The sequence below is a fragment of the Pseudomonas chlororaphis subsp. chlororaphis genome, assembly GCF_003945765.1.
Lineage (GTDB): Bacteria > Pseudomonadota > Gammaproteobacteria > Pseudomonadales > Pseudomonadaceae > Aquipseudomonas > Aquipseudomonas chlororaphis.
The window spans coordinates 5,826,030-5,843,247 of sequence record NZ_CP027712.1; the positions used below are offsets into that span (position 1 = coordinate 5,826,030).

16 protein-coding genes are annotated in these 17,218 nt (G+C 62.9%); 11 read left to right on the plus strand and 5 right to left on the minus strand.

Annotated features, from left to right (window positions below):
• The first annotated feature begins 88 nt into the window (after window positions 1-88).
• The 7 genes from panD to C4K27_RS26465 all read left to right on the plus strand — a co-directional run bounded on the left by panD (window position 89) and on the right by C4K27_RS26465 (window position 10,864).
• Window positions 89-469, plus strand: a complete 381-nt coding sequence (gene panD / locus C4K27_RS26435; RefSeq protein ID WP_007924662.1) for an aspartate 1-decarboxylase — start codon at window positions 89-91, stop codon at window positions 467-469.
• A 239-nt stretch (window positions 470-708) separates the two neighbouring features.
• Window positions 709-2,373 (plus strand): glucose-6-phosphate isomerase, encoded by a 1,665-nt coding sequence (gene pgi / locus C4K27_RS26440; RefSeq protein WP_053262699.1) that lies wholly within the window; start codon window positions 709-711, stop codon window positions 2,371-2,373.
• A 172-nt stretch (window positions 2,374-2,545) separates the two neighbouring features.
• Complete coding sequence (gene acs, locus C4K27_RS26445; RefSeq protein WP_053262700.1) at window positions 2,546-4,483, plus strand: acetate--CoA ligase; 1,938 nt, start codon at window positions 2,546-2,548, stop codon at window positions 4,481-4,483.
• Window positions 4,484-4,522: 39 nt separating this feature from the next.
• A complete protein-coding gene (locus tag C4K27_RS26450; protein ID WP_053262701.1) occupies window positions 4,523-5,389 on the plus strand; it encodes an oxygenase MpaB family protein in 867 nt (288 codons plus the stop codon).
• A gap of 151 nt (window positions 5,390-5,540) precedes the next feature.
• A complete protein-coding gene (locus C4K27_RS26455) occupies window positions 5,541-6,719 on the plus strand; it encodes an acetyl-CoA C-acetyltransferase (protein WP_007924669.1) in 1,179 nt (392 codons plus the stop codon).
• Between the two features lie 96 nt (window positions 6,720-6,815).
• Window positions 6,816-7,832: a class I SAM-dependent rRNA methyltransferase gene (locus C4K27_RS26460; RefSeq protein WP_007924670.1), complete on the plus strand. Its 1,017-nt coding sequence runs from the start codon at window positions 6,816-6,818 to the stop codon at window positions 7,830-7,832.
• Window positions 7,833-7,945: 113 nt separating this feature from the next.
• Window positions 7,946-10,864: a DUF748 domain-containing protein gene (locus tag C4K27_RS26465; protein WP_053262702.1), complete on the plus strand. Its 2,919-nt coding sequence runs from the start codon at window positions 7,946-7,948 to the stop codon at window positions 10,862-10,864.
• Between the two features lie 203 nt (window positions 10,865-11,067).
• Here C4K27_RS26465 and C4K27_RS26470 read toward each other — a convergent pair whose 3' ends face one another.
• Together C4K27_RS26470 and C4K27_RS26475 are read right to left on the minus strand one after the other, a co-directional pair.
• On the minus strand, window positions 11,068-11,424 hold the full coding sequence (locus C4K27_RS26470) for a BON domain-containing protein (protein ID WP_009045666.1): 357 nt from the start codon (window positions 11,422-11,424) through the stop codon (window positions 11,068-11,070).
• Between the two features lie 286 nt (window positions 11,425-11,710).
• On the minus strand, window positions 11,711-12,127 hold the full coding sequence (locus C4K27_RS26475; RefSeq protein WP_007924673.1) for a pilin: 417 nt from the start codon (window positions 12,125-12,127) through the stop codon (window positions 11,711-11,713).
• 363 nt (window positions 12,128-12,490) lie between these two features.
• Here C4K27_RS26475 and C4K27_RS26480 point away from each other — a divergent pair, with 363 nt between their 5' ends.
• From C4K27_RS26480 to yacG, 4 genes are read left to right on the plus strand one after another with little or no spacing between them, the layout of a single operon-like run.
• A complete protein-coding gene (locus C4K27_RS26480) occupies window positions 12,491-13,708 on the plus strand; it encodes a type II secretion system F family protein (RefSeq protein ID WP_053262703.1) in 1,218 nt (405 codons plus the stop codon).
• Window positions 13,709-13,710: 2 nt separating this feature from the next.
• The gene (locus C4K27_RS26485) at window positions 13,711-14,583 is read left to right on the plus strand and encodes a prepilin peptidase (protein ID WP_053262704.1); all 873 of its coding nucleotides are present in this window, start codon (window positions 13,711-13,713) and stop codon (window positions 14,581-14,583) included.
• The gene (coaE, locus tag C4K27_RS26490; protein WP_009045669.1) at window positions 14,580-15,203 is read left to right on the plus strand and encodes a dephospho-CoA kinase; all 624 of its coding nucleotides are present in this window, start codon (window positions 14,580-14,582) and stop codon (window positions 15,201-15,203) included. Before C4K27_RS26485 ends, coaE begins: the two co-directional genes overlap by 4 nt.
• Entirely contained in the window at window positions 15,200-15,403 is a 204-nt protein-coding gene (gene yacG / locus C4K27_RS26495) for a DNA gyrase inhibitor YacG (RefSeq protein ID WP_009045670.1), read from the plus strand. Before coaE ends, yacG begins: the two co-directional genes overlap by 4 nt.
• A gap of 5 nt (window positions 15,404-15,408) precedes the next feature.
• Here yacG and C4K27_RS26500 read toward each other — a convergent pair whose 3' ends face one another.
• The 3 genes from C4K27_RS26500 to C4K27_RS26510 all read right to left on the minus strand — a co-directional run bounded on the left by C4K27_RS26500 (window position 15,409) and on the right by C4K27_RS26510 (window position 16,843).
• On the minus strand, window positions 15,409-15,624 hold the full coding sequence (locus tag C4K27_RS26500; protein ID WP_053262705.1) for a hypothetical protein: 216 nt from the start codon (window positions 15,622-15,624) through the stop codon (window positions 15,409-15,411).
• Window positions 15,625-15,689: 65 nt separating this feature from the next.
• On the minus strand, window positions 15,690-16,379 hold the full coding sequence (locus C4K27_RS26505) for an energy-coupling factor ABC transporter permease (RefSeq protein ID WP_053262706.1): 690 nt from the start codon (window positions 16,377-16,379) through the stop codon (window positions 15,690-15,692).
• Entirely contained in the window at window positions 16,376-16,843 is a 468-nt protein-coding gene (locus C4K27_RS26510) for a hypothetical protein (RefSeq protein ID WP_053262707.1), read from the minus strand. Before C4K27_RS26510 ends, C4K27_RS26505 begins: the two co-directional genes overlap by 4 nt.
• Window positions 16,844-17,218: the final 375 nt, after the last annotated feature.

A 17,218-nucleotide genomic window follows, 5' to 3' on the forward strand; every position in this document is an offset into this window, starting at 1 on the left:
AAGCCCGACCTTCGGGCAAACTGCCGCCGCCCGGGGCCTGCAGCGATGCTGCGGGCCCTGTTCGAGGACCTGACCGAGAGAACCACTCATGCACGCCATCATGCTCAAGGCCAAGCTGCATCGCGCCGAAGTCACCCACGCTGTGCTCGACTACGAAGGCTCTTGCGCCATCGACGGCGAATGGCTGGACTTGTCCGGTATCCGTGAGTACGAACAGATCCAGATCTACAACGTCGACAATGGCGAACGCTTCACCACCTACGCCATTCGTGGCGAGGAAGGCTCGCGCATGATCTCGGTCAACGGCGCCGCCGCGCACAAGGCCAAGGTCGGCGACCGGGTGATCATCTGCGCTTACGCTCACTACAGCGAAGCCGAACTGCTCAACTTCAAGCCACGCATGCTCTATATGGCGCCGGGCAACGAGCTGAGCCACACCAGCCATGCCATCCCGGTTCAGGTCGCCTGAACCCCAGTCACTCTCACCCCCTGAAATCCCGTTCGTGCGCGGCTCTGAGGCGCCGGTGTAAAAAAGTACCGGCCGCAGGTCAGACAAAGCCAAGACAGATCAGCACGCGAGAGTTACTGTTATCGCCCTGCGTGCTTAACCGTGTCAGCGCAGGTTTGACCGAACGTTATTCTTCGAGCAGGACGTTCCGGGCTTTTCAGTGTCCAACAGGCAGTTCAAGTAAAAGGAAAACCGCAGCGATGGCGTACTACCGCACTCCTCACGACGTTACCGCTCTGCCCGCCTGGCAAGCGTTGAATGACCACCGCCAGGCCATGCAGGATTTCAGCATGCGCGAGGCCTTCAATGCCGACCCGCAGCGCTTTCATCAATTCAGCCTCAGCGGCTGTGGGCTTTTTCTCGATTACTCGAAGAACCTGATCACCCCCGAAACCCGCAACCTACTGGTAGGCCTGGCCAACGAAGCCGGCCTGCAGGACGCGATCAAGGCGTTGTTCGCCGGTGAGCTGGTCAACTCTTCCGAAGGCCGTCCGGCCCTGCACACCGCCCTGCGTCGCCCGGTGGGTGACAAGCTGTCGGTCAACGGCGTCAACGTGATGCCGGAAGTGCACAAGGTGCTGAACCAGATCACCGAACTGGTCGGGCGCATCCATGATGGCCTGTGGCGTGGCTACACCGAGAAGCCGATCACCGACGTGGTCAACATCGGCATCGGCGGTTCCTTCCTCGGCCCCGAGCTGGTGTCCGAAGCCCTGTTGTCCTACGCTCAGAAAGGCGTGCGTTGCCATTACCTGGCCAATATCGACGGCAGCGAGTTCCACGAGCTGTCCTCGAAGATCCGCGCCGAAACCACGCTGTTCATTGTCTCGTCGAAATCCTTCAATACCCTGGAAACCCTGAAGAACGCCCAGGCCGCACGCGCCTGGTACCTGGCTCAGGGCGGTTCCGAGGCCGAGCTGTATCGCCACTTCATTGCGGTGTCGAGCAACAATGCCGCCGCGGTGGCCTTCGGCATCCGCGAAGAGAACATCTTCCCGATGTGGGACTGGGTCGGCGGGCGTTACTCGCTGTGGTCGGCCATCGGCCTGCCGATCGCCCTGGCCATCGGCATGTCCAACTTCAAGGAACTGCTGTCCGGTGCCTACACCATGGACCAGCACTTCCAGACCGCGCCGTTCGAGCAGAACATGCCGGTTCTCCTGGCCCTGCTGGGCGTGTGGTACGGCAACTTCTGGGGCGCGCAAAGCCACGCGATCCTGCCGTACGACCACTACCTGCGCAACATCACCAAGCACTTGCAGCAGTTGGACATGGAATCCAACGGCAAGAGCGTGCGCCAGGACGGCACGCCGGTTTCCACCGACACCGGCCCGGTGATCTGGGGTGGCGTGGGCTGCAACGGTCAGCACGCGTACCACCAGTTGTTGCACCAGGGCACCCAGCTGATTCCGGCCGACTTCATCGTGCCGATCGTCAGCTTCAACCCGGTCGCCGACCATCACCAGTGGCTGTACGCCAACTGCCTGTCGCAAAGCCAGGCGCTGATGCTTGGCAAGACGCGCGCCGAGGCCGAGGCCGAGCTGCGTGAAAAAGGCCTGAGCGAGGCCGAAGTCCAGAAGCTGGCACCGCACAAGGTGATCCCCGGCAACCGCCCGAGCAACACCCTGGTGGTCGAGCGCATCAGCCCACGCCGCCTGGGCGCACTGGTGGCGATGTACGAACACAAGGTCTTCGTGCAGAGCGTGATCTGGGGCATCAACGCCTTCGACCAATGGGGCGTGGAGCTGGGCAAGGAGCTGGGCAAGGGCGTCTACAACCGTCTGGTCGGCAGCGAAGAAACCCCGGCCGAGGATGCTTCGACCCAGGGCCTGATCAACTACTTCCGCGGTCGCCACCGCGGCTGATAGCCCGCTGAAATCCCCCTTCGCGAACCGGCCCGCTGCTGTGCAAACCCCTTCCATTGCATAGCAGCGGGCCGATTCGCGATCGGTCGCCCAAGACCGCCCTCCCCTTGAACCCCTTCCGATCAAGGCGCATCTTTATTACTTGTCGCTAAAACAAGAATAAGGAACCGTCATGTTCGATATCAGCATGTTCCCCCAAGCCGATGCCGTCCGCCGGGCCGCACAATTGAGTCAGGACGACTACCAGCGGCTGTACCGCGAATCCATCGAGCACCCCAGTACCTTCTGGGCCGAACAGGCCACCCGCTTTCTCGACTGGAGCGCTCCCTGGCAAACCGTGCAGCGCTATGACCTGAAAACCGGCGCCGCCAGCTGGTTCGCCGGCGGCCAGTTGAACGTCAGCTACAACTGCATCGACCGCCATCTGGAAAAACGCGGCGATCAGGTAGCGATCATCTGGGAAGGCGACGACCCTGCCGAGTCGCTGCAAATCACCTACAAGAAACTCCATCACTACGTCTGCCGCCTGGCCAACGTCCTGAAAAGCCGCGGCGTGAAAAAAGGCGACCGGGTGTGCATCTACATGCCGATGATCCCCGAGGCGGCCTACGCCATGCTCGCCTGCACCCGTATCGGTGCGGTGCACTCGGTGGTCTTTGGCGGATTTTCCCCGGACGCGCTGCGCGACCGCATTCTCGACGCCGACTGCCGCACCGTGATCACCGCTGACGAAGGGGTGCGCGGCGGCAAGTTCGTGCCCTTGAAAAACAACGTCGACAAGGCCCTGCAAAGCTGCCCGAACGTCAGCACCGTGGTGGTGGTCGAGCGCACCCAGAACCCGGTGAACTGGGTCGAAGGCCGCGACCTCTGGTATCACCAGGCCCTGCGCGACGTCGAAGACGACTGCCCACCGCAACCGATGGACGCCGAAGACCCGCTGTTCATCCTCTACACCTCCGGCAGCACCGGTAAACCCAAAGGCGTGCTGCACACCACCGGCGGCTACTTGCTGCAAGCGGCGATGACCTTCAAATACGTACTGGACTACCGCGAAGGCGAAGTCTTCTGGTGCACCGCCGACGTCGGCTGGGTCACCGGCCACAGCTACATCGTCTACGGCCCGCTGGCCAATGGCGCGACCACCCTGATCTTCGAGGGCGTGCCCAGTTATCCGAGCAGTTCGCGCTTCTGGGAGGTCATCGACAAGCACCGGGTGAACATCTTCTACACCGCCCCCACCGCATTGCGGGCGCTGATGCGCGAAGGCCCCGAGCCGCTGCAACACACCTCGCGCAGCAGCCTGCGCCTGCTGGGCACTGTCGGCGAGCCGATCAACCCGGAAGCCTGGGAGTGGTATTTCAATAGCGTCGGCGAGCAGCGCTGCCCGATCGTCGACACCTGGTGGCAGACCGAAACCGGCGGCATCATGCTCAGCCCGCTGGTCAGCGCCAGCTACATCAAGCCGGGCTGCGCCACCCGCCCGATGTTCGGCGTGCAACCGGTGCTGCTGGATGAGCACGGCAAGGAAATCAGCGGCGCCGGCAGCGGCATCCTGGCGATCAAGGCCAGTTGGCCGGCGCAGATCCGCAGCGTCTACGGCGACCCGCAGCGCATGGTCGAGACCTATTTCAAACCCTACCCGGGCTACTACTTCACCGGCGATGGCGCGCGGCGCGATGAAGACGGCGACTACTGGATCACCGGACGCATCGACGACGTGATCAATGTGTCCGGGCATCGCATCGGCACCGCCGAAGTCGAGAGCGCCCTGGTCCTGCACGACAGCATCGCCGAGGCTGCGGTGGTCGGCTATCCCCACGACCTCAAGGGCCAGGGCATCTATGCCTTTGTCACCCCGATGAACGGCGTCGAGCCCAGCGAAGAACTGAAGAAGGAACTGTTGAGCCTGGTCAGTCGCGAGATCGGCAGTTTCGCCAAGCCGGAACTGATCCAGTGGGCGCCGGCCTTGCCGAAAACCCGCTCGGGCAAGATCATGCGGCGTATCCTGCGCAAGATCGCCTGCAACGAGCTCGACAGCCTGGGCGATACCTCGACCCTGGCCGACCCGAGCGTGGTCGAGGGCCTGATCGATAAACGCCTGAACCTCTGAGCGGGGCCTCGGGCCTCAACCAAGGAACAGCCAAGCGGTATGGAATTCATTCGCAGTCGTATCGAAACCCAGGTGATGAGCCTGGGTGGCCTGTCGCTGGGTCAGCTCGACCTGGACAACCCCAAGGGCGACCCGGGCCTGTTCGGCCCGGACGCCATCTGCTGGCAGGTGCATGGCGATTTCAGCAGCATGCTGATCGGTGGCATCAGCGCCTTGCTGATGCAGGCCCTGCACCCACTGGCCCTGGCCGGGGTCTGGGATCACTCGAACTTCCGGGAAGACATGATCGGGCGCCTGCGGCGCACCGCACAGTTCATTTCCGGCACCACCTTCGGCTCGCGCCAGGATGCCGAATGGCTGATCGACAAGGTGCGCACCATTCACCTGCAGATCGTCGGCCATGCACCAGACGGCCGGCCGTACGCCGCCAGCGATCCGCAACTGCTGACCTGGGTGCATGTGGCCGAGGTCAGCAGCTTTCTGGCGGCGCACCTGCGTTATCGCAACCCGCACCTGTCGCCTGCCAACCAGGACCGTTACTACGGGGAAGTCGCGCTGATCGCCGAGCGCCTTGGCGCCACTGATGTGCCGCGCTCGCGCCGGGCCGTGGCGGATTACCTGGCGCGGATGCGCCCACAGCTGCTCTGCGATGAACGCAGCCGCGAAGTGCTGCGCTTGCTGCTGGCGGCACCTGCCCCAAGCCGCCTGGCCAAGCCATTTGGCTCGTTGATGATGCAGGCCGGCATCGACCTGTTGCCCGACTGGGCCAGCGACATGCTCGGCGTCAACCAGGGGCTGCTGCAACGCCAGCTGATCCGCGCCAGCGTCAACCGCAGTGCGCCGATGCTGCGCTGGGCGGTACGCAACGGCTCGATACATCGCGCACGCCGGCGCATGGGCCTGTAATACCCGACCGGGCGAACAGAACGCGACCCACCGGTTCGCGATTGGCGACGTCGCGACCTTCTATGCAACCATGAATTTCCAAGTTCTCGCGCACCGGTCACCTGCCAATGGCCGCCGACCGATGCCGCCAATAACGATGAGGATTCGCGCCATGCAAGACGTCGTAATCGTTGCCGCCACCCGCACCGCGGTCGGCAGTTTCCAGGGTTCGCTGGCGAACATTCCCGCAGTCGATCTCGGCGCCGCGGTGATCCGCCAGCTGTTGGCCCAGACCGGCCTGGACGGCGCCCAGGTCGATGAGGTGATCATGGGCCAGGTGCTCACCGCCGGCGCCGGGCAGAACCCCGCGCGCCAGGCCGCGATCAAGGCCGGCCTGCCCCACGCCGTGCCGGCGCTGACCCTGAACAAGGTCTGCGGCTCCGGCCTCAAGGCCCTGCACCTGGGCGCCCAGGCGATCCGCTGCGGCGACGCCGAGGTGATCATCGCCGGCGGCCAGGAGAACATGAGCCTGGCCAATTACGTGCTGCCCGGTGCCCGCACCGGCCTGCGCATGGGTCACAGCCAGATCGTCGATAGCATGATCAGCGACGGCCTGTGGGACGCCTTCAACGACTACCACATGGGCATCACCGCCGAGAACCTGGTGGACAAATACGCCATCAGCCGCGAAGCCCAGGACGCCTTTGCCGCCGCCTCGCAACAGAAGGCCGTGGCCGCCATCGAGGGCGGGCGCTTCGTCGATGAGATCACCCCGATCCTGATTCCCCAGCGCAAGGGCGAGCCCGTGGCCTTCGCCACCGACGAGCAGCCGCGCGCCGGCACCACCGCCGAATCCCTGGGCAAGCTCAAGCCGGCCTTCAAGAAAGACGGCACGGTCACCGCCGGCAACGCCTCGTCGCTCAACGACGGCGCCGCTGCGGTGATCCTGATGAGCGCCGCCAAGGCCCGGGCCCTGGGCCTGCCGGTGCTGGCGAAGATCGCTGCCTACGCCAACGCCGGCGTCGACCCGGCGATCATGGGCATCGGCCCGGTGTCGGCCACCCGCCGCTGCCTGGACAAGGCCGGCTGGTCCCTGGAGCAACTGGACCTGATCGAAGCCAACGAAGCCTTCGCCGCCCAGGCGCTGTCGGTGGGCAAGGAGCTGGGCTGGGACGCGAGCAAGGTCAACGTCAACGGCGGCGCCATCGCCCTCGGCCACCCGATCGGCGCCTCGGGCTGCCGGGTGCTGGTGACCCTGCTGCACGAAATGCTCAAGCGCGATGCCAAAAAAGGCCTGGCGACCTTGTGCATCGGCGGCGGCCAGGGCGTGGCGCTGGCCATCGAACGCTAACCTCTTCGCCTTCTGTAGGAGCGTCGATCGAGCGCTCCTACAGGGGTCGGGCGAAGCTGATAAACTGCCCCGCCCAATCATCCGCAAGGCGCTCGCATGTCTTCCTTGAATCAGGCGCTGCGCGCCGCCCTCGATCATCGCCAGGACCTGCTCGTCGAGCTGCATCAGCAAGGCACCGACTGCTATCGGCTGTTCCATGGCAGCCAGGAAGGCGCCGGGGGCCTGACCATCGATCGTTACGGCCCGCAGCTGCTGGTGCAAAGCTTTCACCAGACGCTGGAACGCGATGCCTTGCTGCAATTGCACGAGACCGTCCAGCAGCAACTGGGCCTGGACACCCTGCTGGTCTACAACGACCGCTCCCGGGGCAACTCACGCATCGACCGCGAGGACTCGGTTTACCGCGCCGAAGAAGAGGCGCTCAAAGACCTGGTCGGCCACGAATGGGGCTTGAACTACCGGGTACGCGGTCGCCATGCCGGCCAGGACCCGCTGCTGTTTCTCGACCTGCGCAACGCCCGTGGCTGGGTCAAGGCCCACAGCGCCGGCAAGAGCGTGCTGAACCTGTTCGCCTATACCTGTGGCGTCGGCCTGAGTGCCGCGGCAGGCGGTGCCCGCGAGGTGTGCAACCTGGACTTCGCCGAGGGCAACCTGGCGGTCGGCCGCGAGAACGGCCAGCTCAATCCGCAATTGCCGGCCATGCAGTTCGTGCAATCGGATTACTTCCCGGCGATCCGGCAACTGGCCGGCCTGCCCATCAGCCAGCGCCGTGGACAAAAGCTGCCCAGCTACCCACGCCTGGAACAACGCCAGTACGACCTGGTGCTGCTCGACCCGCCGGCCTGGGCCAAGAGTGCATTCGGCACCGTCGACCTGCTGCGCGACTATCAGAGTCTGCTCAAGCCTGCCCTGCTGGCCACCGCTGACAATGGCGTGCTGATCTGCTGCAACAACCTGGCGAAAGTCACGCTGGACGACTGGCGCGAACAGGTGCTGCGCTGTGCCGAAAAAGCCGGTCGCCCGGTACGCGAATGGCAGGTGCTGACACCCGCTCGCGACTTCCCATCCATGGACCAGCAACCGCCGCTCAAGACCCTGATCCTGCATCTGTGATCTGTTGCGAGGAATCTGAACAATCCTGTTTGCGACCGTCATGGGATTGTTTCGGAACCGGAAACGCATGCCATACTCCAACGCACTTCCGATTCAGATAGATGAAGCCTCGCATGTCCAAAGGATTGATCCGCGCTATCGGCGCCTTGTTGACCGCTCTCGCCCTGTACAGCCTGTTGGGCTTTCTGATTTTGCCGGGCATCGCCTTGCGAGTGGTCAATCAACAGTTGGCCAACTACGCGACGGTACCGGCAAAGATCCAGCGCATCGAACTCAACCCGTTCAGTCTCGAACTGACGCTCTGGGGCCTGAATATCGGTGAGCCGGGCAAGGAGCAGGTGGCCTTCGAACGTCTCTACGCCAACCTGCAACTGGACAGCCTCTGGACCCGCGCGCTGCACCTGGCCGATATCGAGCTGGACAAACCCAAGAGCGAGATCCTGTTCGCCAAGGACGGCAAGCTCAACCTGCTGGGCCTGTTCAACCTGCCCGCCAGCGAACCGACTCCGGACGACCCCGAAGCCAAGCCGTTCCCGCTGCGTATCGGGCGCATCAAGCTGGCGGGCGGTTATGTGCACTTCCAGGACGCGCGGCCCAGCGAGCCCATCGATTTCCTCTACGACAAACTCGATCTCGAGCTGAAGAACCTCAGCACCCTGCCCGATGACAGTGCCGACATGACCCTGGTCGCCGCGGGCCCCGCGGGCGGTCAGATCGATTGGAGCGGCAATTTCAGCCTGACTCCGATCGCCTCCGAAGGCACCCTGAAAGTCACCGACGGCCAGATGAAAGCCTGGTGGCCCTATGTCCGCGACGCACTGCCCCTGGTCCTCGAAGACGGCGTGCTGAACCTCAACACCCGCTACAAGCTGAACCTGTCCAAGGAAACCGAACTGCTGCTCAGCGATGCCTCGATCAGCGTCGCGCCTTTTGCCATCAAGGCCCCGGACGGTCGGCCACTGGCCCGCCTGGAGCGCCTGGACGTCAGTGAGACCACGGTCGACCTGGCCAAGCAGCAAGTGGTGGTCGGCAAGATCCGCAGCCAGAAACTGGAAACCTGGGCCGCCCTGGAGGCCGATGGCCAACTGGACTGGCAGAAACTGTTCGCCAGCCAGCCGGCCAAACCGGCTGCCAAGCCCGCTCCGGCCGCCGCCGATACTCCGCCGGCTCCCGCTCCGGCGCCGAGCAAACCCTGGCAGGTGCTGCTCAAGGACGTGCAACTGCGCAATTACCAGGTGCACCTGGCGGACCGTCAGGCCAAGCCGGCCGTGGCCCTGGAGGTCGGCCCGCTGAACGTCGACGTGCAGAACTTCGACAGCCTCAACCAGTCGCCTTTCAACCTCAAGCTCGACACCGGAGTGGGCAAACAGGGCAAGATCCTCGCCAACGGCGTGGTCAACCTGCAACCGGTGACCGCCAAGCTGGCGGTGCAGACCAAGGACATCGACCTGCGGGTCGCCCAGTCCTACATCAGCCCGTTCATTCGCCTGGAGCTGCGCAGCGGCATGCTCGGCAGCGACCTGGCAGTGGACCTGAAAAACATCGATCCCCTGACATTCAGCGTGACTGGCCGCGCCCAGGTCGACCAGTTGCACACCCTGGACACCCTGAAAACCCGCGATTTCGTGAAATGGCAGCAACTGGTGCTCGAAGGCCTTAACTATCAGCACGGCGACAGCCTGACGATCAACAAGGTCAACCTGATGCAGCCCTATGCGCGCTTCATGATCAACGATGACCGCACCACCAACATCGATGACCTGCTGATCCCGCAACCGGCCGACAGCGCGCCGAAAGGCGCAGCCAAGCCGGCCGCCAAGGAAAAACCCCTCGGCATCCATATCGGCCAGATCGCCATCAACGACGGTTCGGCCAACTTCGCCGACTTCAGCCTGACCCCCAACTTCGCCACGGCCGTCCAGCAACTCAATGGCCAGATCGGCACCATCGACAGCCGCCAGGCAAAACCGGCCAGCGTCGATATCAAGGGCAAGGTCGATCGTTATGCGCCGGTCACCATCAAGGGCAGCGTGAACCCCTTCGATCCAATGGCCGCACTGGACATCGCCACCAGCTTCAAACGCGTCGAACTGACCAACCTGACCCCCTACTCCGGCAAGTTCGCCGGCTACCGCATCCGCAAGGGCCGGCTCAACCTCGACCTGCACTACGTCATCACCAACGGCCAGCTCAAGGCCGAAAACAAAGTGGTGGTCGAACAACTGGAGCTGGGGGAAAAAGTCGACAGCCCGGATGCCGTGAGCCTGCCACTGAAACTGGCGGTCGCCTTGCTCAAGGATGTCGACGGCAAGATCTCCATCGAACTGCCGGTGACCGGCGATCTGAACAATCCGCAGTTCAGCGTCATGCCGATTGTCTGGCAGACCCTGCGCAACCTGATCGTCAAGGCTGCCGCGGCACCGTTCAAACTGATTGGCGGGCTGGTCGCGGGTGGCGGTTCGGAAGACTTGGGCAGTGTCTCGTTCGCCCCGGGCTCGAGTGACTTGAGCCCGGAATCGGAAGCAACGCTGGTCAAGCTGTCCAATGCGCTCAAGGAACGTCCGGCCCTGCGCCTGGAGATCGAAGGCACCGCCGCGCAGAGCAGCGATGGCCCGCTGATCGCCGAGCAACGCCTGGAGCGGGAATACCAGTACAACTACTACAAGATGCTCCAGCGTCGCGGCGACAAGGTGCCGGCCCAGGCGTCGCTGCTGGAAGTACCGGAGAAAGAGAAAGCCCCGCTGCTGGAGGGCATCTATCGCACACGCCTCAAGACCCAGCCACCGGCCGAATGGAAGGACCTGGGCAAGGAAGAGCGCACCGCGAAAATGCGTGAAGGCGTGATCAAGTTCTGGAGTGGTAGCGATGTGCTGTTGCGCCAGTTGGGCCAGGAACGGGCCAGCAGCATCAAGGACTTCCTGGTGGACAAGGGCCAGCTGGCGGACGACCGGGTCTACTTCATCGATGCCAACCTTGGCCAGGCCGAAAGCGATGGTCGGGTCATTACCCCCATGCACCTGGACGCCGAATAACCACCCTCCCCGCCGCCCCGGAAACGGGTCGGCCCGGCGGTTTCCCCCCGCCATAAACAGAACAGGCCCCGACACACTGTGCCGGGGCCTGTTCTGTTTACCAAAGGAGCCACTTCCCTGTGGCCATTCGCATGAACCTTCAAGGAAGCGGTAGATGAATCCTCTACCGCATCTTCTCCCTGTCCAGGAAAGAAGCTTGAGGCTTAGTCGGTTTTCAAACCGTCAGCCGATACTGCCTTCACGCCTTTGATGTTCTTGGCGATGTTGACTGCGGTTTCTTTCTGCGCCGCGGTCAGAGCAGTGGTGGAGGACAGGGAAACCACACCCTTGTTGGTTTCGACCTTGATGTCGGTACCAGGAATGCCTTTTTCAGTTACGAGATCCGCTTTGACTTTGGTGGTGATCCAGGTGTCGGAAGTGGCTTCCTTGGCCTTGGTCACTTCACCCGCCGCGAGCACCATTGGCGCCTGAGTAGCTTGAGTGGTCTGGGCAAATGCGACGTTAGCCATGGTCAGGGTCAGAGCGGTAGCAGTTGCAGCAGCGATAGCGAACTTCTTCATACGAGTAACTCCTGTTCTTCTGGAAAACCTGCTCCAAGTCCTGGCAGCAGGGTTACTTAAGTAGATTGCAGGCGTTATGCCAAGTTCAGAAAAACAATAAAACCCTTAAATATCAATTAATTAAAAAATAATCCAAACACTCGCTGTCATGCAAAATGCATGACCGGCGAATAATCTGCATGCAAGTTGCACTTCCCAGACGAGCTAACTTCCTGAATTCTCGATACTTTCCCCAAAGGCGCGCTGGCGCGTGGCGTTTCACGCGCCGAGCAAGCGAGAACCGGGCTCAGCTGCCGCTGGCGGTGCAGCCTTTGGGGGAGTAGTCCGCGGGGACGGTGGTGGTGCAGACCCAGCCATCGGCCGTGGTGCGGGTCAGGGTGACGGTCTTGTTCAGCACCGGTGCCGGTGCATTGAGGATGGTGCAGCCGATTGTTCCCGCTCCGGTCGAGGCGGAACCCGCAGCGGTCATGGTGCAGTTCGACGTTGCCGCCTTGCCCCCCACCAGCTCCAAGGTCGGATCGCTGCCCTGGTTCAGCACGTCCTCGAAGTTGACCTTCAGCGCCGAGGCTTCAGCCAACGCCGCGGTAACCTTGGCCCGCGCCTGGTATTTGGAATACAGCGGCATGGCAAAGGTGGCCAGGATGCCGATGATCGCCACGACGACCAACAGCTCGATCAAGGTAAAACCTTTCTGATACTTCATCTATCTGCTCCAAGCAGGGGATATCCAGGGGTCTGGGCACTCACCACACAGCCATAGCACAGCCTGTGCCAGCGCCTGCGCCCCGGCTGAACGGGGCTTTAGCGGCGCGGAGCTGCGGCAGTGAGCGCCAGAAGTCGCACTATCTGACACTTTTTGTCAGCCAAGTGCCCTGGGCCGGTCGTCGTGACGGGCTACGCTGTCATTCGATCATCGATTGCATTCACTGCCCGCCCCATCCAAGGAACGTATCGGGCCATTCAAACTCTATGAGCCGGACGCCGCGCCCCGCGCAGCGGTCCACTCGCTAACGCACAGGGCACTGCCGGCCCTGAGGACATCCATCACAACCCGGGACTCGACACCATGGCGGTCAAAGCAGCAAAAGTCAGTGTTTACCTGTGGGAAGGCACCGACAGGCAAGGCAGCAAACTGCGCGGCGAATTGAGCGGCCATACCCCCTCGCTGATCAGGGCCCAGTTGCGCAAGCAAGGCATCAACCCGGCCAGGGTCAGGAAGAAGTCCAACTCGCTGTTGCAGCGCACGCCCCCGATCAAGGCCCGCGACATCAGCCTGTTCACCCGGCAACTGGCGACCCTGATCAAGGCCGGCGTACCACTGCTGCAATCGTTCGACATCATTGCCGAGGGCTTCGATAACCCGAACATGCGCAAACTGATGGGCGAGCTGAAACAGGACATCGCCGCCGGCAGCAGCTTCACCAGCGCGCTGCGCAAGAGGCCGCGGTACTTCGACGAGCTGTACTGCAGCCTGGTGGATGCCGGCGAACAGGCCGGGGCCCTGGAAACCCTACTGGAGCGGGTGGCGACCTACAAGGAAAAAAGCGAAAACCTCAAGACACGGATCCGCAAGGCCATGACTTATCCCCTGGCGGTGATCTGCGTGGCGCTGGTGGTGACGGGGATCCTGCTGGTCAAGGTGGTGCCGCAATTCCAGTCGATGTTCCAGGGCTTCGGCGCGCAATTGCCGGTGTTCACGCAACTGGTCATCGCCCTCTCGGAACTCGTGCAGCACTGGTGGTGGCTGCTGGTGGGCGCGCTGTTGCTCAGTGTGTTCGGCCTGCGCCATGCCCGCCGGCGCTCACCACGCTTTCGCCACTGGCTGGACGTGGGCCTGCTGAAACTGCCGTTGGTAGCGCCACTGATGTACAAGTCCGCGGTGGCCCGCTACGCCCGCACCTTGTCCACCACTTTCGCCGCCGGAGTGCCGCTGGTGGAGGCCTTGGGCTCGGTGGCCGGGGCCACCGGCAACCAGGTGTTCAAGCAAGCGGTGAACCGCATCAGGCAGGACGTGGCGACCGGCATGCAGTTGCATTTTTCCATGCGCGCATCCGGCATCTTTCCCGGCATGGCCATCCAGATGACCGCCATCGGCGAAGAGTCCGGGGCCCTGGACGGCATGCTGGAAAAGGTCGCGATCCATTATGAGGAAGAGGTCGATACCCTGGTCGACACCCTGAGCAGTCTCATGGAACCCGTGATCATGGTAGTTTTGGGCACCCTCGTCGGCGGCCTGGTGGTCGCCATGTACTTACCCATCTTCCAACTCGGCACAGCGATCTGAACATGTCATTGACTGAGGTCCTGGCCAGCTACCCGCTGGTCTTCGTAGCATCGGTGCTGATCCTGGGCCTGATTGTCGGCAGCTTTCTCAATGTGCTGATCTGGCGTCTGCCAAAGATGCTCGAACGCGACTGGCACGCCCAGGCCCGTGACATCCTCGGGCTGCCCGACGAGCCTGCCGGGCCGACCTACAACCTGTTGCTCCCGCACTCCCAGTGCCCGAACTGTGCGCACCCGATCCGCCCCTGGGAAAACATCCCGCTGTTCAGCTACCTGCTGCTGCGCGGACGCTGCTCCGCGTGCAAGGCCCCGATCGGCCGGCGCTACCCGCTGGTGGAGCTGACCTGCGGCCTGGCCTCGGCGTTCGTGGCCTGGCATTTCGGCTTTGGCTGGCAGGCCGGCTTGATGCTGTTCCTGAGCTGGGGCCTGTTGGCGATGAGCCTGATCGATGCCGATCATCAACTGTTGCCCGACGTGCTGGTGCTGCCCCTGTTGTGGCTGGGCTTGATCGTCAATGGCTTCGACCTGTTCGTCAGCCTCCACGATGCGCTGTGGGGCGCCGTGGCCGGCTACCTGTGCCTGTGGTCGGTGTACTGGTTGTTCAAGCTGCTGACCGGCAAGGAAGGCATGGGGCACGGCGATTTCAAGCTGTTGGCCATGTTCGGCGCCTGGGGCGGTTGGCAGATTCTGCCGATGACCCTGCTGCTGGCCTCACTGACCGGAGCCCTGGCCGGGATCGCCATGCTGCGCCGCAACCGCGCGCAAATGTCCACGCCTATCCCTTTCGGTCCCTTTCTGGCCATTGCCGGCTGGATTGCCTTGCTCTGGGGTGGTCAAATAACCGACTCCTATTTGCAGTTTGTCGGTTTCAGATGACCAAGCCTGTTTTCAAACCCTGGATCCTCGGCCTTACCGGCGGTATTGGCAGTGGCAAAAGTGCCGCGGCCCAGCACTTCATCGACCTGGGCATTCATGTGGTGGATGCCGACCACGCCGCCCGCTGGGTGGTGGAACCCGGCCGCCCGGCCCTGGCCCGCATTGCCGAACATTTCGGCGACAGCGTGCTGCAGGCCGATGGCCAACTGGACCGCGCCGCGCTGCGCAAGCTGATCTTCGAGGTGCCGCAACAACGCCTCTGGCTGGAAGCCTTGCTGCATCCATTGATTGCCGATGAAATCGCCGCCCACCTGGCCCGTGCCGAGTCGCCCTACGCGATTCTGGTGTCACCGCTGTTGATCGAGTCCGGGCAGTACGCGATGACCCAGCGGATCCTGGTGATCGATGTGCCGCAACAGCTGCAGATCGAGCGGACCCTGCAACGCGACCGGATCAGCGAACAGCAGATCCAGGCGATTCTCAAGGCCCAGGCGACCCGCGAAGACCGCCTGAGCCATGCCGACGATGTGCTGGTCAACGACCGCGACCTCGCCTGGCTGCACAGCGAGGTCGAACGCCTGCATCACTTTTACCTTACCTTGCGTGGAGGCCAGTCATGAGCCAACCCCTGACCGTGGAATGTCCAACCTGCGGTGCGCCCGTGGAATGGACCGCGAGCAACGTCAACCGTCCGTTCTGCTCGGACCGCTGCAAACTGATCGACCTCGGCGCTTGGGCTGCCGAAGAACACAAGATTCCGGTCAGCCCGGATGCCGAGGACGATCTGTTTTCCGACGATCTGCCGCCTCGCGCCCACTAAAAGCCTCAAGGCCGCATGAAAGCGTAATCCTGCGTATCGTCGAGGTTCTCCGCGAGAAACTGCAACTCGTCGGCCAGATCCTCGGCGCTGCGCACCCGCCGACTCTCCTGCACCACTGCGCTGAGCAGGGCGCGCAGGCTCAAGCCCGGTTCGAAACCCTCTTGCTGCGCAGTATCCAGACTCTTGCGTACTTCCTGCCGCGCCCATTCATACACACTCATGACCCTGCTCCCGAACGGTTTTTGCCGAGCATGGGACCGTGCCTGCCGAACGTGTTTGATATGGATCAAGAACGCGGATCGTCATCCTTCCACGGCGCCGACAGGTAACGGGTGCGGTTGAAGGTTTCCAGCCATTCGGGGCAGAACACCACCAGGGCGCTGACTACCATGCCGTTGATGAAGGCCTCGGGAAAGATGATCAGCCACAGGTAGCCGACGAAGTCCTCCAGCCATTCCGGCATGGCAAAACGCCCGTCGAACCACAGCAGCACCAGGCCCACCAGCAGGCACAGCAAGGCCGACAGGGCGGCGGCAAAAAAACCGGAACAGAAGATATACACAAAGGGATTACGCGGCTGCGCGCGCTCCACCAGGATCGCGCAGCATTCAGTGACCAGCACCGGCAGCAGGATCAGCAAGGCGCCGTTGATGCCGACCGCCGCCAGGTCCTGGCGACCCAGCGCGACCAGCCCCACTTGGGCAATCAGGCCGCCGACGATCGCCAACGGCCAGTCCAGCAACAGGGTCACGGCCGTCATGCCGATGAAGTGATAGGACACCCCGGTATCGAAATCCCGGCGCACCAGCCACAACATGAACAACGCGAACACCGTACCGAACAGCAGATGCTGACGCCGGCTGTCGCTGAACAGCTCGACCCAGGGCGCGCGCCAGGCGGCCCAGACCAGCACCGGCACATAGATCAGCCAGCCGACGCCGAGAGTGAGCGGCGACAGCAGCGCGGCACTGATCATGGTTGCGCCTGCTCCAGCGCTGCGCGTAGTTCGGCGGCCGTGCCGTACTCCCGTTGAGCCACCAACCGGCCATCGTCGAGCTGCAGCCACAGGACTTTATCCACAGCCCCGGCGTAGCGCGGCGCCACCCGCCCGTCACGGTCGAGCATGACCCGGTAGCCATAATCACGCATCGCCGGCACCGCGAACATCCTGGCGATCACCGCCGGCATGCGCTGGATGTCCGCGACGAATACCGTGTGCCGGGCCTCCAGATAACCTGCGGGACGATCCTGCAAGGCGGCGTTTACCAGCTTGGCGCCGTCCATGCTGCGCGCCACCAGCAGCGTCCGTGCCTGCCCGTCGAGGCTATAGGCCTGGTCGAATTGATCGAGCAAGGTCCAGGGCGCCAGACGCTCGCCGACCTCCACCGCGTGCGCCAGCAATGGCATGCAACCCAGCAACAGCAATGACCAATACTTCACAGCTTCTTCCCCTTCCTTCGGTGAGTTCGCAGCGTCCAGTCTACACCGCCAGAGCGCCTCGCCCGAGGGCCGCGCCAACCATCAAGAACCCCGCAATCATGGGCGAAAGGGAATAAATCGCCACCGGTTGGACAAGAGTCGACCCCTGAACAACACTCCATTTATCCGTCACGCCCTCGCTCACGAATGAGCCAACTTCGTGACACTCGCCCAGGCTTCCGTTCGTCCTGGATGCGCCAAACCGTCAAAAAACCGATGCATAATGCAAAAAAAAGGTTAATCTGCCAGAATTAGTCAATTAGTTGACCATCAAAGCAGAACAATAGTATTGTTTGGCCATCACAGGCCGCCAAAAAACAGACTTTTTTGCAGTAA